Origin of the sequence: Candidatus Chryseobacterium colombiense (assembly GCA_029203185.1) — a bacterium.
Lineage (GTDB): Bacteria > Bacteroidota > Bacteroidia > Flavobacteriales > Weeksellaceae > Chryseobacterium > Chryseobacterium colombiense.
This window is the reverse complement of record CP119310.1, coordinates 1,472,972-1,495,488: the sequence shown is the minus strand read 5'-3', so window position 1 is coordinate 1,495,488 and position 22,517 is coordinate 1,472,972. Positions and strand designations below refer to the sequence as shown.

At 33.6% G+C, this 22,517-nt stretch carries 18 protein-coding genes; 8 read left to right on the top strand and 10 right to left on the bottom strand.

Features of this window, described 5'->3' with window-relative positions:
- The first annotated feature begins 200 nt into the window (after window positions 1-200).
- On the top strand, window positions 201-941 hold the full coding sequence (locus P0Y62_06555; protein ID WEK71214.1) for a M17 family peptidase N-terminal domain-containing protein: 741 nt from the start codon (window positions 201-203) through the stop codon (window positions 939-941).
- 104 nt (window positions 942-1,045) lie between these two features.
- On the opposite strand, the gene P0Y62_06550 is transcribed toward P0Y62_06555, so the two are convergent.
- The 6 genes from P0Y62_06550 to P0Y62_06525 all read right to left on the bottom strand — a co-directional run bounded on the left by P0Y62_06550 (window position 1,046) and on the right by P0Y62_06525 (window position 10,518).
- On the bottom strand, window positions 1,046-2,182 hold the full coding sequence (locus tag P0Y62_06550) for a DUF4236 domain-containing protein (protein WEK71213.1): 1,137 nt from the start codon (window positions 2,180-2,182) through the stop codon (window positions 1,046-1,048).
- Between the two features lie 623 nt (window positions 2,183-2,805).
- Complete coding sequence (gene mgtA / locus P0Y62_06545; protein WEK71212.1) at window positions 2,806-5,511, bottom strand: magnesium-translocating P-type ATPase; 2,706 nt, start codon at window positions 5,509-5,511, stop codon at window positions 2,806-2,808.
- Window positions 5,512-5,549: 38 nt separating this feature from the next.
- Window positions 5,550-6,254: an MgtC/SapB family protein gene (locus tag P0Y62_06540; GenBank protein WEK71211.1), complete on the bottom strand. Its 705-nt coding sequence runs from the start codon at window positions 6,252-6,254 to the stop codon at window positions 5,550-5,552.
- Window positions 6,255-6,385: 131 nt separating this feature from the next.
- Window positions 6,386-7,756 (bottom strand): HAMP domain-containing sensor histidine kinase, encoded by a 1,371-nt coding sequence (locus P0Y62_06535; GenBank protein WEK71210.1) that lies wholly within the window; start codon window positions 7,754-7,756, stop codon window positions 6,386-6,388.
- Window positions 7,756-8,436, bottom strand: coding sequence for a response regulator transcription factor (locus P0Y62_06530; GenBank protein WEK71209.1), 681 nt, complete (start codon window positions 8,434-8,436; stop codon window positions 7,756-7,758). Before P0Y62_06530 ends, P0Y62_06535 begins: the two co-directional genes overlap by 1 nt.
- Before the next feature lie 684 nt (window positions 8,437-9,120).
- On the bottom strand, window positions 9,121-10,518 hold the full coding sequence (locus P0Y62_06525) for a beta-lactamase family protein (GenBank protein WEK71208.1): 1,398 nt from the start codon (window positions 10,516-10,518) through the stop codon (window positions 9,121-9,123).
- 544 nt (window positions 10,519-11,062) lie between these two features.
- Here P0Y62_06525 and P0Y62_06520 point away from each other — a divergent pair.
- Together P0Y62_06520 and P0Y62_06515 are read left to right on the top strand one after the other, a co-directional pair.
- Window positions 11,063-11,932 (top strand): hypothetical protein, encoded by an 870-nt coding sequence (locus P0Y62_06520; protein ID WEK71207.1) that lies wholly within the window; start codon window positions 11,063-11,065, stop codon window positions 11,930-11,932.
- A complete protein-coding gene (locus P0Y62_06515) occupies window positions 11,920-12,150 on the top strand; it encodes a recombinase family protein (GenBank protein WEK71206.1) in 231 nt (76 codons plus the stop codon). Before P0Y62_06520 ends, P0Y62_06515 begins: the two co-directional genes overlap by 13 nt.
- A gap of 47 nt (window positions 12,151-12,197) precedes the next feature.
- Here P0Y62_06515 and P0Y62_06510 read toward each other — a convergent pair whose 3' ends face one another.
- The 3 genes from P0Y62_06510 to P0Y62_06500 form a co-directional block, all read right to left on the bottom strand.
- The gene (locus P0Y62_06510) at window positions 12,198-12,989 is read right to left on the bottom strand and encodes a CPBP family intramembrane metalloprotease (protein ID WEK71205.1); all 792 of its coding nucleotides are present in this window, start codon (window positions 12,987-12,989) and stop codon (window positions 12,198-12,200) included.
- A 76-nt stretch (window positions 12,990-13,065) separates the two neighbouring features.
- On the bottom strand, window positions 13,066-13,950 hold the full coding sequence (locus tag P0Y62_06505) for a LytTR family DNA-binding domain-containing protein (protein ID WEK71204.1): 885 nt from the start codon (window positions 13,948-13,950) through the stop codon (window positions 13,066-13,068).
- Between the two features lie 1,540 nt (window positions 13,951-15,490).
- The gene (locus P0Y62_06500) at window positions 15,491-16,036 is read right to left on the bottom strand and encodes a hypothetical protein (GenBank protein WEK71832.1); all 546 of its coding nucleotides are present in this window, start codon (window positions 16,034-16,036) and stop codon (window positions 15,491-15,493) included.
- Between P0Y62_06500 and P0Y62_06495 the strand changes: the two genes are divergently transcribed.
- The 3 genes from P0Y62_06495 to P0Y62_06485 all read left to right on the top strand — a co-directional run bounded on the left by P0Y62_06495 (window position 15,969) and on the right by P0Y62_06485 (window position 18,655).
- Window positions 15,969-16,535: a serine protease gene (locus P0Y62_06495; GenBank protein WEK71203.1), complete on the top strand. Its 567-nt coding sequence runs from the start codon at window positions 15,969-15,971 to the stop codon at window positions 16,533-16,535. The two genes, P0Y62_06500 and P0Y62_06495, sit on opposite strands and share 68 nt — an antisense overlap.
- A gap of 448 nt (window positions 16,536-16,983) precedes the next feature.
- Window positions 16,984-17,499 carry a hypothetical protein gene (locus P0Y62_06490; protein ID WEK71202.1) on the top strand — a complete coding sequence of 172 codons (516 nt, stop codon included), beginning with the start codon at window positions 16,984-16,986 and terminating at the stop codon, window positions 17,497-17,499.
- Window positions 17,500-17,629: 130 nt separating this feature from the next.
- The gene (locus P0Y62_06485) at window positions 17,630-18,655 is read left to right on the top strand and encodes a PDDEXK nuclease domain-containing protein (protein WEK71201.1); all 1,026 of its coding nucleotides are present in this window, start codon (window positions 17,630-17,632) and stop codon (window positions 18,653-18,655) included.
- A 153-nt stretch (window positions 18,656-18,808) separates the two neighbouring features.
- Here P0Y62_06485 and P0Y62_06480 read toward each other — a convergent pair whose 3' ends face one another.
- A complete protein-coding gene (locus P0Y62_06480) occupies window positions 18,809-19,657 on the bottom strand; it encodes an AraC family transcriptional regulator (protein WEK71200.1) in 849 nt (282 codons plus the stop codon).
- 120 nt (window positions 19,658-19,777) lie between these two features.
- Here P0Y62_06480 and P0Y62_06475 point away from each other — a divergent pair, with 120 nt between their 5' ends.
- Window positions 19,778-21,007, top strand: coding sequence for an MFS transporter (locus P0Y62_06475; GenBank protein ID WEK71199.1), 1,230 nt, complete (start codon window positions 19,778-19,780; stop codon window positions 21,005-21,007).
- 2 nt (window positions 21,008-21,009) lie between these two features.
- Window positions 21,010-22,491, top strand: coding sequence for a trehalase family glycosidase (locus tag P0Y62_06470; protein WEK71198.1), 1,482 nt, complete (start codon window positions 21,010-21,012; stop codon window positions 22,489-22,491).
- Window positions 22,492-22,517: the final 26 nt, after the last annotated feature.

Genomic DNA, 22,517 nt, shown 5'->3' with positions numbered 1-22,517 from the left:
AACCGGAGTTTTTAGATGATATTATCGAGAATAAGAAAGACAGACTTTTATTATCCCGGAATTGTATTTAAATTTTATTAATAGATCAAATACTTTTAATTATCTCAGATCAATGCTGAAATTTATTTCTAAACCTATCTTTGATACACGGTAAAAGAAAAACCAAACTTTAAATACATTAAATTTTAAAATAAATTATTATGAAAAATACAGTAAAAAATGCTTTAAGCAATTTATTATTAATTTCAGGACTCGCTTTCTCTACTTTAACTTTTTCTCAAACGACATCTGCAAATTCCTCTGCGACTCCGGCATCAGTAGGAACATCAAAAAACTGGGGGTCTGTTGATGGAATTTCAATGATAGGATTAGTTCAGGGACCGTCTTCTGCCGATGCCCAGTTACAGATTGCCTGTGTTTTCGAATATACAGATAATGACATTCATAGTGCACAAGCATTACCTGCAAATCTGAACGGACTTGTGCATTTAGATGAAGCTTTGAAAGGAGAATTTACAAAAATCAGACAGGCAGGTTATTTCAAAGGACATTCTTTGGAAACGGTATTGATTTCTCCACCAAAAGGTTCTATATCTGCAAAAAAATTATTGTTAATCGGATTGGGTGATAGAAACAAATTTACTCCGGATTTAATGATCTCAGTAGGAGAGGTTGCTACCCGTGAAGCGATGAGGTTAGGTGTCAGTAATTTTGCTTTTGCAAGTGATTTAAAAGATGCCGGAATAGACTCTCCAACAGCTTTGGTGGCAGGAAATGTAGTAAAAGGTATTGTAAATGCAAACCGTTCTGAAGTTTACTTAAAAGAGCATAACCTTTCCAAAACAAAAAAATTAGAGAAAGTATATCTTTTGGCAGGGCCCTCTTTTTTTGAAGTTGCAGGCGGTGGAATTCAGAGTGCTATTGCAGCAGTGACGAAATAAAAATTTGATAAACTGAAGTTAATAAATAGAATGGCGCTACTTGTCTTAAAGTGGCCGTTTGGCTGCTGGTCAACTTAAAAGGACACTCACGACACAATCTTTAATTAATTCATTTCCGTCTGCAAAGCTATTTTATACAAACTTTTATATTCTTGGAATGCATTATAAAACGCTTCACTACATTCAAAATTACTGATCTGATATTCTTCATTGAGGCCGGTTGAAGTAGAAAAGCGTAGTCTTCCGTACAACACTACCGGTATCTGATAATTGTTCTTAAATCTTTTGTCAGGAGTTCCGTTCTTATTTACTTTCGCCCAAGTATTACTAATCACTTTCGAATCACGGGGAACTGTGCTGGTTTCGGTAAAGCGTAAAGAAGAAAACGTAACGCTTAATTCGTCAATTCCGATGATAGCAAAGTTTTGATTATTAGTATACATTAAGACGAATGTAGGATAGAAGTACAAGTCAGCTCCATTTACATTTTGAAAATACAGAGCTTCATAATTTGATCTAATGATCGGAAGTGATTTGAAACCAATTTTAGTATCCCTTCTGTTGACAACAGTATTGGCATTTGAGCGAGCAGCCACACGATCCTGAAAGTGTGCTCCGGTGATATCCCATATTTTATGTGATGTGCTTAAATTTTTGAAGGTATTGTGTAAATGCTCATAATTTCTTTTAATGGAACTGTCGAACTCTATTTCGATATTCACTGCTGAGTTGTCAATAACAATCTGTGTTTCTCTAATTGCTTCTTTTTGTGCATTAATATCTTCATTGAGTCTTGGAATAATCCTTTTATTAATTAGGCCATACATAAAAACATAACTTGCTACTTTCTTAGCCTTGGTAAAAGTTAACGTTTTTTTTATCTTCTTTAAATCTGTTTGCAATTCTGCTTTTTGCTGTTGAGCAATAATAATTGACTCTTTAATCCCTGCCATGTTCTGAGAAGTAATTTCATGAAGATCTGCGCTAAAGATGTTGTCTGATAAAGCTGTATATAAAGGCTGTGGCTCAGGAAAATATTGAGATTTGCTTCTTTGTGGAGAAGATCCTGAAAGTTTATAAGAGTTAGAAAATCCTAAAACATTTGTATTTATTCTTGTTCCGGATGAACTGAAATTGAGGCTTACTCCTTTGACTCCAATACTGGTTGAAATCCCCTTTTTACTAAAATTCAGATGTACGCCAGGTATAATTTTGATTCTCTTTCTGTAAGACCAAGTCATAATATATTTATTTAGGAATATGTATATAAATTTAAATTACCTAAACTGGAAGTTTTACGGTAAACCATAATTAATCTAGATCATAATTATCTCCTTCTCGGGGCACTTCTTGTGTGGGGTCGCACATAAGTTCCATTTTTTCGGGTATACCCATTAACATGTACAGAGTGACTTACACTTGAGGAATTATAATTGGAGGAAGAGCTTACTTTGGGCGAGCTATATGAAGTCTTTGTGTAATTACTGCTGGCTAAATAGCTTGGATTATTTGCCCAACCGGAATAGCTTCCCCATGTAAGCTTTCTATAATTTTTCTTACTACTTTTTGACGATATGTATACTTCAGTACCTTTAGGGATAACTGTGACAGATGTTTCACTCTTGTTGTCAGGATAAAGCGGCGTATCTTCCTGTAGTAGAACAGTGTAATAGTTTGTACATGAAATTATTGATAGAAATAATGACAGATAAAGTAATGATTTTTTCATTGTAGACAGTTTAATTATCTACAAAGCTAAGTGAACTTTAAAGGAATTAATTACGGTTTTCCGTAGTTATACTTCTCCATATTTTTATTCAAGATAAGTAAAGGGTTTACAACACTTTTGCAAGCCCTTTTAGATTTATAGCCAGGTTTGAAATTTTCGGATAAACCAGTTTTTAACGAATTGAGTAAGCAAACAATATGATAGCAAAATACCAATGAGCCAAGGGAAATAGCTTATAGGCAGCGGCTGTAATTTTAAAGCTCCTGCAAAAGGCGAGAACGGTATTGTAATACCAATAAGCATAATGAGGGTAGTGAGCGCCACTACCGGTGTTGCAGCCCAACTTTGTATAAAAGGGATTTTTCGGGTACGTATCATATGTATGATCAGCGTTTGTGAAAGTAATCCTTCGATAAACCAGCCACTCTGAAACAGGGTTTGATGCTCCGGAGAATTTGCTTTGAAGACATAGAACATTACAGCAAACGTAGCAAAATCGAAAATAGAGCTGATCGGACCGATAAATAACATAAACTTTGAAACACCTTTTGCCTCCCATTTTTTTGGTTCTGTTAAAAATTCCTCATCCATCTTATCCCAAGGAATAGATACCTGCGAAATATCGTACAAAAGGTTTTGTACCAAAAGATGAATTGGCAACATCGGCAGAAATGGTAGAAAGGCACTGGCTCCAAGCATACTGAACATATTCCCGAAATTGCTGCTGGCTGTCATCTTTATATATTTTATAATATTCCCGAAAGTCCTTCTTCCGTAGATTACACCTTTGCGTAATACCATCAGGTCTTTTTCCAACAAGATAATGTCGGCACTTTCTTTCGCAATATCTACAGCGGTATCTACACTAATACCCACATCAGCTTCTTTTAGTGCTGCCGCATCGTTAATACCATCCCCCATAAACCCGACGGTATGTCCTTTATCACGTAATGCTTTTACTACCCGAACCTTTTGGAGAGGGCTTAGTTTTGCAAATACGGAAACCCTATCTATTCGTTCTGCCAATACTTCATCTGATACGTCCTCAAGCTCGTTACCATTAATCACCTGCTGAACAGGAATTCCAATATCACTACAAATCTTGCGGGTTACAATTTCATTATCCCCTGTAAGTACTTTTACATGAACTCCTAATTTTTGCAATGCTTCAATAGCAGGTTGTGCTGACGGTTTAGCAGGGTCAAGAAAACCGATAAAACCTGTGAGTGTCATATTTCTTTCATCTTCAATAGAATAGGTCAGCGGATGGGTAGCATCAAATTCCCGAATGGCCACTAATAATACTCTTAATCCTTCTTCATTCATCTTTTTGGATGTGCGCAATACAACATCACGCATACTTACATCCATCGGAACAACTTTATCGTTTTCTATATGCAGGCTGCGATCATCACCCGGATCAAAAGCGCTGTTACAAAGTTCCAGCATTTCTTCTACGGCGCCTTTACAAATAAGCAGATGTTTTCCATTTCGCATTTTCAAGATTACTGACATCCGTCTGCGTTGAAAATCAAAAGGAATTTCATCAACTTTTATAAAATATTCCTCCACTTTCAGGTAATCGTGCAGTTCAATATGATCCAATACTGCTTTATCCAGCAAATTCTTCAATCCTGTCTGATGAAAACTGTTCAGATAAGCCCATTTCAGCACTTCGTCGTCCTCAACACCTAAAACATTCAAATGCTTTTCCAGCACGATTTTATCAAGTGTTAAAGTCCCGGTTTTGTCGGTACAGAGTATATCCATAGCGCCGATATTCTGAATGGAATTAAGACGTTTTACAATCACTTTACGTTTGCTCATATTAACAGCTCCTTTCGCGAGATTGGCTGTAACAATCATTGGTAACATTTCAGGAGTTAAACCCACTGCAACGGCAATAGCAAATAAAAGGGCTTCAGGCCAATTTCCTTTTACCAATCCATTGACTAAAAAAATAACAGGGACCATTACCAGCATAAAGCGAATTAACAAAAAACTGACTTTATTAATTCCTTTATCAAAGCTGGTTTCCGGGCGTTCACTTGTTATTAATCTGCTGATACTCCCGAAATAGGTATAACTGCCCGTTGCGACGATAACTGCGGTTGCGGAACCACTTATAACATTGGTTCCCATAAAAGCAAGATTATTCAGCTCTGTGGGCTGTTTTTTATCTGCATCACGTATAGCGAGATAATTCTTTTCTACCGGGAGAGCTTCACCGGTAAGCATACTTTCGCTAATGAATAAATCTTTACTTTTCAGAATACGGCAGTCTGCAGGAACCATATCACCCGCTGAGAGGTAAACAATATCTCCCGGAACCAGTCCATTAATAGGCAATTCTATCTTTCCCTGAAATTTACGTAAAACAGTGGCTGTTGTTTTTACCATGCCTTTTAGCTTTTCGGCAGCTTTGTTACTTCTGTATTCCTGTACAAAACGGAGCAAGGCACTTACCATTACCATGATAGAAACTACAATTACGGTTTTAAAATCACGTTCCGATGCAGGCGGTAACCAAACATCAATAATAAAAGACACTAAGGCAATGGCAAGCAGGATATAGATAAAAGGGTTAAGAAATGCCCGGAACAACTGCGTATACCATCGCGGTGCTTTCTGATGATGTATTTCATTGTGCCCAAATTTTATCAACCGATCTTCCGCTGTAATGTTTGTGATACCGTCTTCACTGCTTTCCAGCATAGCGTACACGAAGTTTTCATCCTGCTTTGCTGCATTCTGTAGTTTTAATACGGTCCCTACATTCATTCCATTCTGGCTGATAATAGAGTGAAAAGGATTTTTTATGGTTTCTTTCAATTTTTTCATAGCCTGTTGTTATATTCATTGATGATTACGGGAAATTTTTATAGGTCTGTCTGTGTTCCGCTGATCTCCCAACTCACTCTTGTTACTTTATCTTCAATAGTTAGCCGGCTGGCTACCCGTTCCATCAAACTATCCTGTGGTGTAGCAGATTTTATTTCTGCTGTTATGATGACATCCGTGATACTATTGTTTTCGTCGCTTGTCAATGATTTGAGTAGTAGTTTTTCGTCATTGCTGAGCATTTGCATCAACAATACCCTGATATGGTTTTCAACATCTGTCTTGCATTTAATGGTAAACAAGTAATCGGTTTGAATAGTGGCTGATTTTATATAAGTTACCCTGCTTAATTGTACACCCACCGGACGAAGAAGAATATGGGTGAGCATAACGGCGGCGGAAACAATGGCTCCCTCTGCGATCATTCCAATACCGCACAATGCTCCAACGGCTGCGGAACACCATATTGTTGCTGCAGTATTAAGTCCCTGTACATTGAGTCCGTTTTTCATAATAACTCCTGCACCCAGAAAACCAATGCCACTAACGATATAAGAAGCAATTCTTCCGGTTGCATCTCCTCCGATTTTTATTGAAAGCAATACAAAAGCAGCCGATCCCATTGAGACCAATGTATTCGTTCTGAGCCCGGCACTTTTTTGTCTCCATTGTCGCTCTACGCCAATAGCCGCCCCGAATGCCAGTGCAATAAATAGTCTGATAGCGAATTCCAGCGTTGTCATGTCATTACAGATTAATTAATTTCACATTGTAACCTGTGACAAAATTCGGGAACCTTGATGAAGAAGATGGTTAGAGATCTAACAGAAAAAAATTAGAATTTTATTAAAGAGTTTATGAGAATGAAATTTATTTAAGCAATAGCAGGTAATTCAACGGTAAAAGTTGTTCCTAGGTTTTCCTTAGACAGAACGTTAATTGTTCCTTTATGCAGTGTGATGATCTTTTGGGTAAGTGATAAACCGATGCCGTTGCCTTCTGCAAACTTTTTGTTATCCCCGCGATAAAAGGGCGTAAAAATATTTTCCAAGTCATTTTGGGAAATGCCAACTCCTTGATCGGTAAAGCGCAGCGTAATTTTTCCGTTGCTAAATGAAATATAAACTATACTTTGCTTATCGGCTGAGAATTTACAGCCATTCTCAAACAAGTTAACAAACGCAACTTTCAAAAGATATTCGTTGCCATTGACGGATATCTGGTTATCCTCATCAAAATCATTTTCAAAGTGGATGTCAATTTTATAGTTTGGGTCTGCTTTTTTTACTTGTTGTCGGGCATCCAGCAATACTTCATCAATCCGGATATGTTTAAATTTAATTTCGGAAGGATCATAACTTGCCTTTGCAAAATCTAACAGGCTATTGGATAAACGGGATATTTTTTTCGCATCCTTTAGCGCATTCATAATTGCTGTTTTGTATTCTTCGGCAGCACGCTCTTTATTAACAGATAATTCCAGCTCGGTAATCACGGCTGAAAGAGGGGTCCTAAGTTCGTGGGAAATATTTGAAACAAAATGTTTCTGGGCATCAAATGAGCTTTCCAAGCGGTTCAACATCTCATTGAATGTGTCGGCTAATTCGGAAAGTTCGTCTTTGCTTTCATTGCTTGGTAAGCGTAAATCAAGGTTAGTGGCCGTTATATTCTTTGCCTTTTCTATCATTTCACTTACCGGCTGAAAGGCTTTCCTGGAAAAAAATATTCCGATAATGATAGTAATTAGGATAGAAGCAATAAAAACAATAATAATATTGGTGAGAAGGCTGTTCAATTTGCTATATCCATACTGATCATATGCAGCTGCGGTAATTATAAATTGCTTTCCATTATATTCATACCGCAAGCCAACTACCTGCCAGTTTTTCTGATAAAATTCTACGGCTCCTTTTTGTGAGATTTCATCAATTAACGATTGGGTTTCTTTCACAAAATCTATATCCACTGCATCGTGGTAAAGCAGTACAAAATGAGTGTCATAAATAGCTACTTCAACTTCATTTAGAATTTTTCGATTGTTATGATAGATATTTTGAAGCACTTTTTTATCGACGTGTGCATTCAAGAAAAGATTTGCCTTGGTAACGGCTTCTTTCTCAAGCAGGCTATAAAATTCTTTTTCCCTGTTTTTCTTCGCAGAAAGATAGATAACGGTAGCAAACAGCGACAGAATAATTGCCGTAGTAAGGGTAAAAAGTATGATGAGCCGTGTTCTTATTTTCATTATTCTGCTTTCAAAATAAAGCCCATTCCCGATTTGGTATGGATAAGTTTCTTGTCGAAATTCCGGTCTATTTTTTTCCGAAGATAATTGATATAAACATCTATAAAATTTGTTCCGGTATCAAAATGTGTTTCCCATACTTTTTCAGCAATTTCCGATCGTGATAGTACTCTGTTTGGGTTTTGTACCATATACTCCAATAATTTAAATTCTTTGGGCGTAAGGTTAATTTCCTGATTATCACGTTTCACGATTTTGGTATGAAGATTCATTTCCAGCTCATCATATTTTAAAATGAAACCGGTAGCATTCGCAGTTTTATTGTTTCGCTTCAATAATGCTCTTATCCGCACCAAAAGCTCGCGCATTTCAAAGGGTTTAACTAAATAGTCATCTGCACCTGCATCAAAACCTTCCACTTTATCATCTGTTGTACCAAGTGCAGTAAGCATGATAATGGGTAAGTCAGGCTTTATTTGTCTGATCTCTTTACAAAGATCTATCCCGTCCATTTTGGGCAGAATAATATCTGTAATGATAAGGTCAAAATTATTTTGTAAGGCCAATTTCTTTCCTGAAAGCCCATCATACGCCAAAGTAGGGGTAAATCCTTGTTCTCTTAATCCTCTTTCTATGAGCTCTGCTACTCTTTGATCGTCTTCTATGATTAAAATTGTCATTCTCAACCTTTAATAAATACAAATTTAGAAAATATTATCCTTTGGGATTCCATATTATCCACAATTTCGGGTTTTAGTCGTTGCTTACTTCGAAATGGGAATAATATCTAAAAATTCTTTTAAAAGTTATGAGAATTGCGGCAGTTTTGAAATGGCTCAAAATACATGCAATAATATTGGCAAAGCATTTAACATAAATTAGAATACAGCGGAAATATTAGGTATAAAAATAATCCCGATTTACAGCGGATATTTTCACAAAACCATTTTGAAAATTCTGATATTTTCAAACTAAGACATCTTAAAACTTCAAAATTTTTTAAGAATTGGATAAATAAAGTTAGAGAAAATGACAATTCTGCTGAAGTAACAGAAGCACATATTTCAATCAAACAAATAAAATCAATTTTTAATAAGGCAAGCGAGAAAATTATAAAAACACGGCTGTGTGTGTGGTGTGTTAAAAGGATTAGGAATTTTAATTGTAGAGTCCGGTTGAATTGACTAGCTCCGGTTGTTAAACTAAGAATAGATTATGGTTGAGCTTATTGGGTGGATTTGCTGCTAAAGGAATATTTGCTGGAACAAGTCCTAAAATATTTATAGATATAATCCCAAAAACGATGGGGTAATACTTTGCAAAGGGATTTTCGTTACTGGAGACGGCAGAAAAGTAGCTGTTCGTTATTTTCTGTTCGTTTTATTTATCAATTCAAAGCACAAATCATCAATTTCGTCATTTATGTCAGCGACATTTGACAAGATAATTACTGCTGTTTTTTCTTCGACATTAATAGCGATTGAAGAAGAATACCCGCCAGTTCCTCCATTGTGCCAATGTAAATCTTTGTTATTGTCTGATTTTAAAATGTGCCAACCCAAGCCAATTTTCATATCTTCACTTACGTTGAAGGTTGGTTTTCGGGTCAGTGCTAATTCTGTGTTTTTAGGATTGAATTGTGCATTTGAGAATTTTACCAAATCCTCTGTTGTAGACAATATTCCGCCACCTCCAAACAGAGCATCAAAATCCCAATTAGACACAACTTCTCCGTTTACGTCTAATCCTTTTACAAGTCTGTTTCCTAAATTTTGAGAACTTGTAAAAGAACTTGTCATTTTATATTTGTCAAAAACCTTCTTTTGTACTAATTGCTGGAAACTCGTTTTTTGTGATAAACCGAGTGTGTACCCTAAAAGCCCTGCCCCTAAATTTGAGTAAGATGAAACCATTAATGGTTTGTTCTCAAGTTTCAACAAATTTTTCAAGTATTCCTCAATTTCTTTTTTACCATAGTCTTTGTATGGATTGTTTTCGTCAGCTGGCTTTAAATTCTCAGGTAATCTTGGTAAGCCCGAAGTGTGGTTAGCCAAACTTTCAAAACTTATTCTGATGTTATCTTTGAAAGGAAATGAATAATAAACATTGATTTCGTCCGTCAATTTAAGTTTTTTATTCTCAACAAGCGAAGCTAAAACGGTTGAGGTGAAAACTTTTGTAATAGAGCCGATTTCAAAAATTTTGTTTTGATTTTCGGTTGATTTTATTGTGTCGTTTACCTTTAAAATTCCATAGTAATTTGTTTTTCCGTTCTGAACTACTGCAATAGAAAGTTGTGTGTTGTTCGGGAAGTTTTTGGATTTTGAAAAGATGATTTCGGAAATTTTAGTTGGATAGCTGTTCAGTGCTTTTACTGCATGGCTTTTGGCCTTTTTAGGTTCTTCATAAGGTTTTATGAAAAGTCCATTGATTTGATTTTGATTGTTAAGTGAAATATTTACAGCCAAAACTGCTTTTTCAAAATTCGTTTTGTAAATAGCATAAGTTCCTTGCTGATAGCTTACAAATTCCTTGTTTTCTATTTTTCCGGCTTGAGCTTTCAAGCCTGTTAAAAATTGTTTTGTTTGGTCAATCGGTAATGCTTGTTTCATTTCAGGCGAAAAGTTGTTGAAAATGTCGGCATACTTTTCGGCATTGTAATTCTTTTGGAAATTGTCAATTGCAATTTTATAATTGTCCGTTTGAGCAAATAATAAATTTGTTATTAAGAGTAAGATGAGAAAAAATAATAGTTTTTTCATACGATTGTTCATTTATAATAAAAGTCAACGGAAAATGCATTGACGAAGTGGTAAATAAATTAGATGGAAAGCTGATTTCAGCTGGAGTGTATTCTATATATTTCCACATCGCTAACATACAAATAAAAAGCAAATGGGAGAACATATTCAATAGGTAGAGTGGACAACTGTGTATCTATAGCTTTGATAAGGACGTCTATTGATGTATTTGGATTGAATAATGTTTTTTAGCATTAAAAATCTGGTGATACCTACCAGATAATTTTCAAAAATGATAGACAGATCGGTTTTACTCAAAAAGAGTTAGAAATAAGCAATTTGGTTGCGGGATTTATATTAAATGAAAAAAACCGGATAAACTTGAACTTTTATAAATCTATAAGGGACTATGCACAAGTTGCTTTGTGTGGTATGATATAAACTAGACAGGTTAAAAAAATATTCAAAAAAAAATAATTATTATGAGTTCATATCCTTTTTTTCGTAAGTTCACTTTCGTAAAAATTTCCTTATCCTTCAGCTTATTATTGAATATTCATCAGATATGCATTATAAAATAAAATTCCAGCTCTCATTAGTTTTATCAGCCATTCTGCTGTGTATGGAATGCTCTACTCCAAAGAATCTGGTGAACTATTCCAGAAACTATATCGAAGTGGGAAAGGTGATGGATTCTGTACAACTACCTTATACTGTAGATCTGCATAGGAGCAATAAACATTTGATAGCTGTAGGAATTTCTCATACCTATGATAATAACAATCCTCAGATAGCGGCTCTGAAAAAATTGTATCTTAATTTTAAACCTGATATTACAATCAATGAGGGAGGACAGATTACCAAAACATTCGGAATAGAAAAAGAAGCAGTAGAACAAAATGGAGAAATAGGATTGGTAAAATATCTAAGCGATCTTGATCATAAACCTTTAATAAATGGTGATATTGAGGATTCTCTGGAGTTTAAACTTATGTTAAAAAAATACCCGAAGGAAGATCTGTTTCTATATTATATTATGGAACGACTTGTCATTCCGTATCTGAATGGCGCTTATGGTGATAAACCGTTTGATCAACTGTATGCAAAAGCCCTTCAAAAATGGTTTATCAAGGAAGGATTTCCAGTCGACAAAGACCTGCAGGATTTTGAAGGGTTTAAAAAATTATATCAATCCAAAATAGGACATCCTTTGGAATTAAGTCTAAATCCAGATATTGAGCTTTTTGATTATGTAAATCCTGATTGTACTTATTGTGCTATAGGCAGAACCTCTAAAGTGCTGCGTGATTCTGTATTATTAAGGAAAATCTCTCATGAACTGAAAACTCATGATAAAGTAATGGTTGTATTTGGTCATGGTCATATTTTGGCAATTGAACCGGCTTTAAAGAGAATGTTTTTATGGAAGCCTTAAAGAATGTAGCTTACCGTGGAAAGTTATTATTACGGGCTAATGGAAAAGAAGAGGAGAAAATAATGGAAGGAAAACATGAGTCGTTAATATCGGAAGAACTCTTTTTGAAAGTTCAAAATGTTTTACGGCGAAAAGGGAAAAAGGACCTGAGGTTGCTGGGAGTAAAAGCAATTAATGATGAAAGATACCCTTTGCGAGGAATTTTGCCCTGTCCATAATCTTAATGCGAATGGTTCAAAAGGAAGAAAAAGCATTACTACCATTATCATTGTAGTTCTTCCTGTGATTTCATCCACAATGTTTTTCTTGTAATCTTTAAAGGTATTTTTTGTTTTCTTTTATAGAAGATCGTTATCGTAATGGCAATCAATAGAACTGAGAACCTAAAAATGTTGGCGTACATACCTCCGATTGCAATTTCATCAACATTAAAAACAAGCCAATACAGATTCATTAAGCAGTGCAAGAATATTGCGGCCCAAAGATTAAATTTCCATTCTGCATAGATCCAAGAAAAAAATAAAGATCCTAAAAATGTAATTAGAAAAACTCCGATTGTCTCGCTTATGTTAGAGGCTTGATACAGGTGTATGACTCCGAAGAGTAATGAGCCAAAAAAAACAGAAAGTAGAAATCCTAATTGGGTAAAGCGATAAAGCATGCCAAACAAAAATGCTCTATAGATGATTTCTTCAAAAAATGCTGATGATAGAGTGTTAATGAAAACTGTATCAGGAGATAAGTCTGTATTTATTTTAAACTTTATAGCATAGCCGATTAGCATTGGTAAGGTGACGGTAAATGCAAAAATAAGTCCTATTATGATACCCCGGGATAAACCAAATGAATTAAATAGACTTTGTTTACTTTTCTTAAGAAGTAGGGTGGTGATCAACAAAGGAATTAAAGTGACTGTATAGGCAAATACATGAGCGGCTGATTTTGATTTTGTAAGAAGTAAAACTTCTTTTTGCAGATAAGAAAAGTAGGCTGCATCTAAATAAAAATAGATGGAAAATCCTAGAATAAAAATTGAATAAAATTTTAATTTGTTCATAGCTGATATTTACGTTCTCAGCAAAAGTAGAACAGTTTAAAATGATGATTCAAATAATAGTGGTCACTGACAAAGTTTAGGGACGAGTGACAAGCTTATTAAGAATGGGGACTATTGAAGTGATGTAGTTTCGGGATATTGAAAGTTCATTCTCAATATTGTCTAATGTGATTTTATAGCCAGATGAGTTCCCTTTAAACTTTATAACTTTTTTAAGGTTAACCACTGATGATCGATGAATTTGTTTTATTGAGTCGCTTTCAATTTGGTTAATTAATTTGCTCAATGATATTCTGATCATTTCTTTTTTAAGAGTATTATTTTTATAAAAATATATGATGCAATAGTTATCAGCAGCCTCGGCAAAGACGAAGTCGTCTACAAGCATTTCTAAATTAATGTTCGAATACTTGGCGGTGATTATCAATTTGCAATTTGCTGAGGTTTCTGATTCTTTAAAAATTAGCTCTGTGTTTGTTTGAGTGTGTTGTTGGTTCTGAGTTTCATTTTTATTGGCTTTAGGTTTTGCTTTTGCTTTATGATTAAGGTAAATATATCTACCCAGAATATATATAATTACAACAGGAGCTCCTAAGGCAGCCGTATAGCAGAACATATACAGATAGTTTTCGACAGAAACATTGACCCTGCTAAGAAAGAATGTATTGTAAAAGTACGAAAGTATTGAAGATGCAATTAATGCAAGTATGGTTTTAAAAACTTCAGCAATAATAGTCCAATTTGATTTTCTTTTGAAAAGCACTGAAAAGCACAAAAACGATAATGCAGATATTAAGGCATAGGGTAGCAAAAGAAAGTATTTAAAAGAATGTTCAAATTCATTTGTACCAAATGGCTGATAAATAATTAGGAGAGTATACAAAGAGACTCCTGCCAGAGATGAGGTTAAGATAATTTCTCTCGGTGTCTCATTATTAGGGTAAGTGATTTTATAAAACATTAGTAGTTGAAATCATTTAAAAATACTACATCATTTTTCAGAAAGCTAAACTTACAAAAAACTGAATATGTATCAAAATTATATTTATTATCCCAACAATAACAATTCTTTTGAATTATCTGTTTTTTTAGATTATTAACAATCCAGAGTGGTAGGTCATTTCAATATTATCCTTCTTAGATTTAAATCAAACATTTTCAAAAATATTATCAAAAAACACTTAAGAAATGGTAAGAAATATGAAATCTTTTATGTAACACTTTTAGGTTATTATTTTAGATTGGCTAAAGATTTCTCGTAAAAAATTCAAACCATAAAATATTAGACTGTAAAAGTTTGATATAGAGATTTTATGTGTAAAAAAAATAGACAACTATTTGATAGCTGTCTATTTAAGTGACCTTAACGGGCGTATATTCAAACACTTTTATAGATGATTTGGTTCGCTTAAGTCAAATTAAAAGTCATTTACAATCCCCAATTTTTACCAAATAATTTCTTTTAGTTTAATTCAATTTAATTTCTAAAATATTAACAGCAAATATTGGAATGGTAAGTCTTCAACTGTCTGTTTCTATCTTATAACCAAGACAAAAAAAAATTGAATCATTTTTGAAAGTTCTATGTTGTGTAAATTATCCAAAACTCACTTTAATTTTATTAAAAAGGTAATCTTTTTTGATTACCCTCTTACCCTAAATAATTGTTTTACTACCCGCATAGCTCGCATGGCTGAATTGGGCATAATACAACAACATTATTTTCACATACTACACAAGCACCATTCCAGAAATTTGTAGCACCATTTGTAGCGCACCCACAACCAAGACACCAAGCTCCGCCTTTAATTGTTCTTAAATTCTCTCTTGATAGTTTTTTTAAATTTTTCATAAAAATTATTTTTTTTGGTTTTTTCCTACTCTCTTATAGCTTTTCGGATAACGCTTTTAATTAGATTTAAATATAAAAATAATTCTGACATGGATGAATTATTTTTCACATTTAATTGCCTAATTCCAGTTGATTTTTAACGAGTCTATAATATTCTCCTTTTAGAGCTACGAGCGTCTATTCAAACTCTTTTGTCGATGATTTGATTCGTTTGAGCCAAATTAAAAAGGATTTAGCAGTTCCGAATTTAGAATTTAATTTTTTATAGTTGTAATTTTTTTTCAAGATGATTTTAAATATTTGAAACAATCGAAATTGAAATCGTTTGGCTTCATTTTACTTCGATTGGTTTCTCTCATTTATGAAGATTTTAAGGACAATATTTAATTTGAATGTAATTAATAGGATTTATGTAAAGATGAAGCCTGCTATATTCAAGTATGCTGTTGCCTTAGTTTTAAGTAAATCCCATAACTTAATTTCATCAATAATGCTTATTTAAGACAGTGACGCCTATTCCAAAATAATTGGTTTGGCCATCTTTTGTCTTAAATACTGGATCGAATTTGTGTCTTTCTTTTTTTTGGACTTATTTAAAGTAAATATTTTTAAAATTAAATATCGATCCAGTATTTTAAGGGTATTATAACTACTTTTTAAGTAATTCTCTAGCTTCTTCACGAGATGATTCCCTTATGCTGTTTTTTAACTTACTAATTTCATCTACATTATTATAAGATTTTCTTGTATTAGTATTCAATCCTTTATTCATTTCAGTTTTGGCTGCTCCTTGACTTGCTAATAATGCTGCTTTTAATTCTGCATATTTTTCAAATAAATGTGAGTTAATTAAAGGAGACTTAACATTTATTTTTTTTGATGCATTTGTTCTATATAAATTATTATTCATAGAGTGACAAGTAAAACAATTCATTCCTTCTGCTTGGAATGTGGTTTCCATAGTGACATTTGCTAAATCTAAACTACCAAAACTTTGCCCATTACCGGTACCATATGGTTTTGATAAATCTCCATCCAGCAACTCATTAATTGGAGCATTCGTTTTTGACCATATAGAGCCGACAAATTTATAGTTCGCCCATATTTTAACTTTATCAAGGCACGTTGTGGAAAATGCAAACTTAATTACATTGACAAATGACAAGGGTGAATTAGCAACCGTGAAAGAAGTCATCTTTCCCAATGATAAGAATATTGATATTGCAATTATTGTTGTTGACAATTTTGTATTCTATGATACAAAACATTTTAATGTAGTAGCTCCGGAAATACTTGAACAGGTTTTAACAATCGGATATCCTCCCATTCCAGGCTTTGATGCTTTTCAGTTATATGAAATATCGTCAATAAATAACAGCTACAAATTTTCAAATGGACAAATTATTGGTAAAGAAGTTTCTTATCTCGACAGTATTGAATATTTTATTCTAAATGCCAAAGTAAAAGGAGGAAACAGTGGTAGCCCGGTTATCAACCGTAAGGGAAATATGATTGGGATGATAATTCAAATACCAATGGACTCAGAAGATTTTGAAAAAATTGATAAATTAGGATATGGGATCCTGACACCATCAACTGAAATAGTTAAGTATTTAGGAGGCGGGGAAAAAAATCAAGATGTAACAATATTTCAATGTGAAAACATAGATAAAGGATTTAGAATCATAACGTGATGTTCACAAACCAAACCTGTTGGGGACAGGTATTATTTACTTTATTTGTATTTAAGAACAGCAAATAATTTCTTATGGGATAAAGGTAGGTTAATATTCTGCGAAGGAGTGTTGAAACTAGAGACATGGATTATTTACAAGTTGGCATAAGTAGAATGTTTGAAATACAAATTGTAGGTTATGACCATTTAATATAAATCTATATATTTGTATTGAATCTCATATAATTTGAGTTTTCAATGGTTATTAGTTTTTAGTCCCCGATATTTTTCGAGGACTTTTTTATTGAAACGAAAACATCTAACAATACTTGCACACAGTAGTAATAATCAGTTTGACTAAAAATTAAAACTTAAAGAGGAATGATCGTTTTTCGAATTTAACAGGAAAATAGTATATTGGGAGTTGAGTTCAAACTTTAAATAGTAAACCTAATAATAAATCTATCATGAAGTCAATCTATGTAATAGTATCTCTGTTCCTTACCTCATTATTTACAACGGCTTACGGACAAGCCATAAGTAAAACCTTAATCAACGATAATTTAGATCAGTTGTTTATAAATAAGGATAATCCTTTTGGAGATATTCCAGCAAAAACAGTTGATAAATATTTTGCTGAAACATCGAGTATCTATTATTTTGAAATAGTATATAATGGCAAAGTTATCTATCGGGAAAGTATCAGGAAATCAATTCCTCAGTCAAGAGATTCGGAAACTGTTGCTAACCAGTTTAGATTTAAGTATAGCAATATTTACCTTGATGCTTCTGTGATTAATGAATCAGATCAGCAAAAGCTTTTACAATCTCGAAAAAATGAAATAAAAGAAATTGCGAAGAAAAAGTTCATTTCTTTGAATGATTACCAAATCTTAAAAAAGGATCACAGTTCAAACAAGTATGTGATTTTAAATCCTTTGGAGACCATGAAAATTAATATCTATAAAATTGATTTTCAGTAGCAGGTTCCACGAGTTAATAATGTTATCTATACATTTAATAACGGAGCTAGGATCCAAAAATGATTGTATTTTTGGATGTTAAAGCCCATTTCATAATGTATATTTGCAATAAGAATTAGAACACAAGTATATGTCGAATATATTCTCGAACGATTTATCAAAAAAGATTTCTGTTTTACTGAATGAAGCTCGTCAGAAAGTGGTTCAGACTGTAAATCACACGATGGTTGTAACTTATTTTGAGATCGGACGGATGATCATTGAAGAGGAGCAAAACGGAAGAGAAAGAGCCGATTATGGAAAGCAACTGATCTCAGAATTATCACGAAATCTTACAACGGAGTTCGGGAAAGGATTTTCAGTGACAAACTTGCAGCAAATGAGGCAGTTTTATCTTGTTTATTCAAAACAACAGACACTGTCTGTTATTTCTGAGAAACAGCAGAAATCGTCTGCTGAATTCAAATTAAGCTGGTCGCATTATCTAAAATTGATGAGAATTGATGATGAGCTGGAAAGGAAATTTTATGAAATTGAAGCATTCAAAAACAATTGGAGTCTCCGAGAACTTAACAGACAGTATGATTCTGCGTTGTTCACGAGGCTTGCATTAAGTAAAGATAAAAACAAAATCTTAAAGCTTGCTGAAAAAGGGCAGGTAATTGAAAAGCCACAGGATGTTGTTAAAGATCCCTACATTTTAGAATTCATTGGACTTCCGGAACATAATACATATTCAGAAAATGAATTGGAACAAAAGCTAATCGATAAACTTGAACATTTTCTGCTGGAACTTGGAACGGGATTTACTTTTGTAGCAAGACAAAACAGAATAAGCTTTGATGATAAGCATTTTAGAATCGATCTGGTATTTTATAACAGAATCCTGAGATGTTTTGTGCTGATCGATCTTAAAGTAGGGGAGTTGAAACACCAGGATATCGGGCAAATGCAGATGTATGTAAATTATTATGATCGAAAAGTAAAACTCAAAGATGAGAATAAAACAATCGGAATAATACTTTGCCAAAATAAAAGCGAAGCAGTGGTTGAATTCACACTTCCGGATAATAACACCCAAATCTTTGCGAGTAAATACTTAACAGTTTTACCAAGTAAGGAAACGTTGATTAAACTTATTGAAGCTGAAGAATAGCAAAAAGTACGACTAGAAAAACAACTACTTTTACTTTTGCATTCTAATATTCCTATATTTAGATCACTCAGCTTTTAACTAGGTGGTAATGGTTCAGATGCGGAGTTATTACTTCTCTTTTAAACATTATGAATAAATAAATGTCAGGAGGCGTTATTTGTTTAGCTCTTTATTGAATTCTGTAGGCGTTTTCCCCATATATTTTTTAAAAGTCCTGCCAAAATATGAGATACTGCTGTATCCCGTACTGTAACAGGCTTCTGTGATACTCTTACCCTCCAGCAGTAAGGTACAAGCTTTCTCCATCCTGTATTGATTGACAAAATCAGAGAAGGTAAGCTTTGTGGCTTTTTTAAAAAAATTACAAAATGCGGGTAGAGTAAGATTGGCAAGATCTGCAACTTCATTAATATCAATCTGCTTATCATAATTTTTTTCAAGAAAGGTAAAAATAACTTGTAACCGTTCTTTATGTTTCGAGATAATTGTATGTGGCATTACCTCTTTATTAAGAAGTACATAATCTTTTTCATCCGCTAATTCGAATAATAGATTAAGCAGGAGAGGATATCTTTTGGAGTTTTCAGCTTCAAGCAATTGAACAAGTTTTGGCAAATATTTTCTCTTAACCTTTGAACTGAATAAAATTCCAAACTGCGATAGTGTAATTAATTTTCTTAAACCTGAAATTTCTTCCACTTCCCGAGGTAGAGCAATAATTTCTTCTCTGAACTGGACAACAATTTCCTCATGAGGGTCAAGAGAATTGATACCAAATCCGGAATGCGGAATATTGGATCCTATCAATACCAGGTCTCCGTTCCTGAAATTGCTTTTATTATAGCCAACGTGCCTCGTACCACTGCCTGAAATAACACATATCAGTTCGATTTCTGGATGATAATGGTATTCCCATTTCAGTTCTTTTACCGGTACATTATTATGTAAAATCCTAAAAGAGCAATTTTTGTCCGGAAGAATGCTTTCATAACTAACTTTCATTATTTTAACTTATAATTTATATCAAATATACTATTTTAATTAATAGAGTGATAATAATGATTTATTATGTGAAATAATTGTAAACGCAATGTTAATATTTTTGTCACATAAATTAAATGAATGAAAAATTTTAGAATTAAAATTGTTCTCTTTTTAAACTATTTCGTTTTTGCAATTCTTTTGAATTCTGTTGGAACGGTTATTTTACAGATGCAACAAAATTTTGGAATTACAAAGTCTTCTGCAAGTGTATTAGAAGGTTTTAAAGATTTGCCGATTGCAATTTGCTCATTTATTTTAGCATCATTTTTACCAAAAATAGGAATCAAAAAATCTATGTTAATTGCATTGTTTTTGGTAAGCTGTATGTGTTTTGTGATGCCTTTTGCTAACGACTTCTGGTTTTTCAAATTACTGTTTACCATTGTAGGGATTTCTTTCGCATTAATTAAAATTTCTGTTTTTACCTCTATCGGATTGGTGACCAATACAGATAAAGAACACTCCAGTTTTATGGGATATCTGGAAGGTTTTTTTATGATTGGAGTTTTGGCAGGAAATGTTTTATTCAGTCTGTTTATCGACGATCATAATCCCAAATCTACGCATTGGCTCAATGTGTATTGGGTTTTGGGTGGAGTTTCAACCTTGTCGTTTTTATTTTTATTCTTTACTAAGCTCAATGAGAGTGATGCGAAAAGTGAGAAAACCGATTTGCTTGGAGATTTAAGAAACAGCATCAGTCTATTCAGCTACAAAAAAGTACTGTTCTTTTTATTATGTGCTTTCCTTTTTGTTTTGGTGGAGCAGAGTTTTCAGACCTGGACTCCCACTTTTTATAAAGAAATTTTGAAAGTTCCTACTTCGATGTCTATTCAGGCAGGAGCCGTTTTGGCAGGAGCTTTCGCTTTAGGAAGATTTGTATCGGGCTTTTTCTCTAAGAAATTCAGCTGGATTTATGTTGTTTCTTTCTGTGTCGTTGGTTTTGCGATAAGTATTTTACTGGTTTTACCATTAACTCATAACATTCATATTAATACAAATACCACTTGGTTCAATGCTCCGCTCGTCGTGTATTTATTTCCATTAATGGGCGGGTTGTTGGCCCCGATTTATCCGAGTATCAATTCTGTGATTTTAGCATCAATTCCGAAATATTTACACAGTGCAATGGCAGGTTTAATAGTTGTTTTCTCTGCAATCGGAGGTACAATCGGATCGATTATCACAGGTTTTGTATTTCAGGAATTCAGTGGACAACAGGCATTTTACCTTTCATTAATTCCGCTTTTTTTACTGATTGTTTCTGCAATTATTATGAACAAATTAAAAATAAATCCTAAAAAATAAAGATGAATAATCAACTATATATCAACGAAATTCAGACGCTTTTTGATGAGGTTCAAAGGTCTCAGATTTTTGAAGACCAAAAAACAATGACAGATGCTTTTCCATTATTGTCTGTTGCTGAAATTAATTCTAAATATGAAAATGAAAAAAATGCAAAAGGTTTTGACTTAAAACAATTTGTATTGTCAAATTTCGATTTTCTTGGAACTAAAATTTCAATTAAAAGAGAAATACAGTTGCCAATTGATGAACATATTGACAAACTTTGGGACGAATTGACCAGAACAGCTTATGAAGAAAAAGGAACCTTGCTGAAACTTCCACAACCATATGTTGTTCCGGGAGGACGTTTCAATGAATTTTTCTATTGGGACAGTTACTTTATTATGTTGGGTTTACAGGTTTCCGACAGAGTAGAAATGATGAAAAATATCATTGAAAACTGTTCTTATTTAATTCAAACTGTTGGATTTGTACCGAATGCAAGTCGAACTCATTTCCTAAGTCGTTCTCAACCGCCTTATTTTTCGTTAATGCTCGATTTACTTTTTGAAACAACGAAAGATGAGAATATTTACATAAAATATTATGACACTTTAGAAAAAGAATATGCTTTCTGGATGAACGGAGCTGAAAAACTGGAAAACGGTTTGGCTGTGAAAAGAGTAGTAAAAACAACTGATGGAGATATTTTGAATAGATATTACGATTCTGAAAACGAACCTCGTCCTGAAAGTTATTTAATTGATATCGAAGACAGTGAAAATGCGGGTGAAGAATTTTACAGGAACATCAGAAGTGCCTGTGAATCAGGTTGGGATTTTTCAAGCAGGTGGTTTGCGGACGGAGAAACAATTCAGACCATTGAAACTTTAAATCTTGCTCAGGTTGACTTGAACTGTCTTTTATGGCATTTGGAAAATACTTTAGCAAAATCTTCATCACTTCAAAATTTATCTGAAAAAGGAAAATATTATTCAGAAAGAGCGACAGGCAGAAAACAGATAATTAATAAATATTTCTGGGATGCAAATTCAGGAACATATAAAGATTATCACACGAAAAAAAATATACAAACTTCGTCGGAGCATATTGCAGCTCTTTATCCTTTGTTTCTTTGTTTGGCGAATGAAAATCAAGCAAAATCGGTTGCTGAAAATATTGAGGGAAAGTTTCTTTATATAGGAGGTTTAGCTACCACGACCAAAAATTCCGGTCAGCAATGGGATTTTCCAAATGCCTGGGCTCCTTATCAATGGTTGGGTTTTAAATCGATGAAGAATTATGGGTTTGATGATTTGGCCGAAAAAATTAAAAATAACTGGTGTTCCAATGTAGAACGTGTATACAACAATACCGGAAAGCTGATGGAAAAATATAATGTGGAAGATGCCAACAGTATTGCAGGTGGAGGAGAATATCCAAACCAGGATGGTTTCGGATGGACTAATGGAGTTTACTTGAAACTTAAAAACAAACATTAATAAAATTAAACAACATTAAAAATTCT

What these genes read in the sequence shown, in the direction of transcription:
- P0Y62_06550 (WEK71213.1), bottom strand. Translation starts at nt 2,182, where the DNA reads ATGACTTGGTCTTACAGAAAGAGAATCAAAATTATACCTGGCGTACAT.
- P0Y62_06515 (WEK71206.1), top strand. Translation starts at nt 11,920, where the DNA reads ATGGAAGCCTTAAAGAATGTAGCTTACCGTGGAAAGTTATTATTACGG.
- P0Y62_06510 (WEK71205.1), bottom strand. Translation starts at nt 12,989, where the DNA reads ATGAACAAATTAAAATTTTATTCAATTTTTATTCTAGGATTTTCCATC.
- mgtA (WEK71212.1), bottom strand. Translation starts at nt 5,511, where the DNA reads ATGAAAAAATTGAAAGAAACCATAAAAAATCCTTTTCACTCTATTATC.
- P0Y62_06530 (WEK71209.1), bottom strand. Translation starts at nt 8,436, where the DNA reads ATGACAATTTTAATCATAGAAGACGATCAAAGAGTAGCAGAGCTCATA.
- P0Y62_06470 (WEK71198.1), top strand. Translation starts at nt 21,010, where the DNA reads ATGAATAATCAACTATATATCAACGAAATTCAGACGCTTTTTGATGAG.
- P0Y62_06490 (WEK71202.1), top strand. Translation starts at nt 16,984, where the DNA reads ATGAAGTCAATCTATGTAATAGTATCTCTGTTCCTTACCTCATTATTT.
- P0Y62_06520 (WEK71207.1), top strand. Translation starts at nt 11,063, where the DNA reads ATGCATTATAAAATAAAATTCCAGCTCTCATTAGTTTTATCAGCCATT.
- P0Y62_06555 (WEK71214.1), top strand. Translation starts at nt 201, where the DNA reads ATGAAAAATACAGTAAAAAATGCTTTAAGCAATTTATTATTAATTTCA.
- P0Y62_06500 (WEK71832.1), bottom strand. Translation starts at nt 16,036, where the DNA reads ATGACTTCTTTCACGGTTGCTAATTCACCCTTGTCATTTGTCAATGTA.
- P0Y62_06525 (WEK71208.1), bottom strand. Translation starts at nt 10,518, where the DNA reads ATGAAAAAACTATTATTTTTTCTCATCTTACTCTTAATAACAAATTTA.
- P0Y62_06475 (WEK71199.1), top strand. Translation starts at nt 19,778, where the DNA reads ATGAAAAATTTTAGAATTAAAATTGTTCTCTTTTTAAACTATTTCGTT.
- P0Y62_06505 (WEK71204.1), bottom strand. Translation starts at nt 13,950, where the DNA reads ATGTTTTATAAAATCACTTACCCTAATAATGAGACACCGAGAGAAATT.
- P0Y62_06540 (WEK71211.1), bottom strand. Translation starts at nt 6,254, where the DNA reads ATGACAACGCTGGAATTCGCTATCAGACTATTTATTGCACTGGCATTC.
- P0Y62_06535 (WEK71210.1), bottom strand. Translation starts at nt 7,756, where the DNA reads ATGAAAATAAGAACACGGCTCATCATACTTTTTACCCTTACTACGGCA.
- P0Y62_06485 (WEK71201.1), top strand. Translation starts at nt 17,630, where the DNA reads ATGTCGAATATATTCTCGAACGATTTATCAAAAAAGATTTCTGTTTTA.
- P0Y62_06480 (WEK71200.1), bottom strand. Translation starts at nt 19,657, where the DNA reads ATGAAAGTTAGTTATGAAAGCATTCTTCCGGACAAAAATTGCTCTTTT.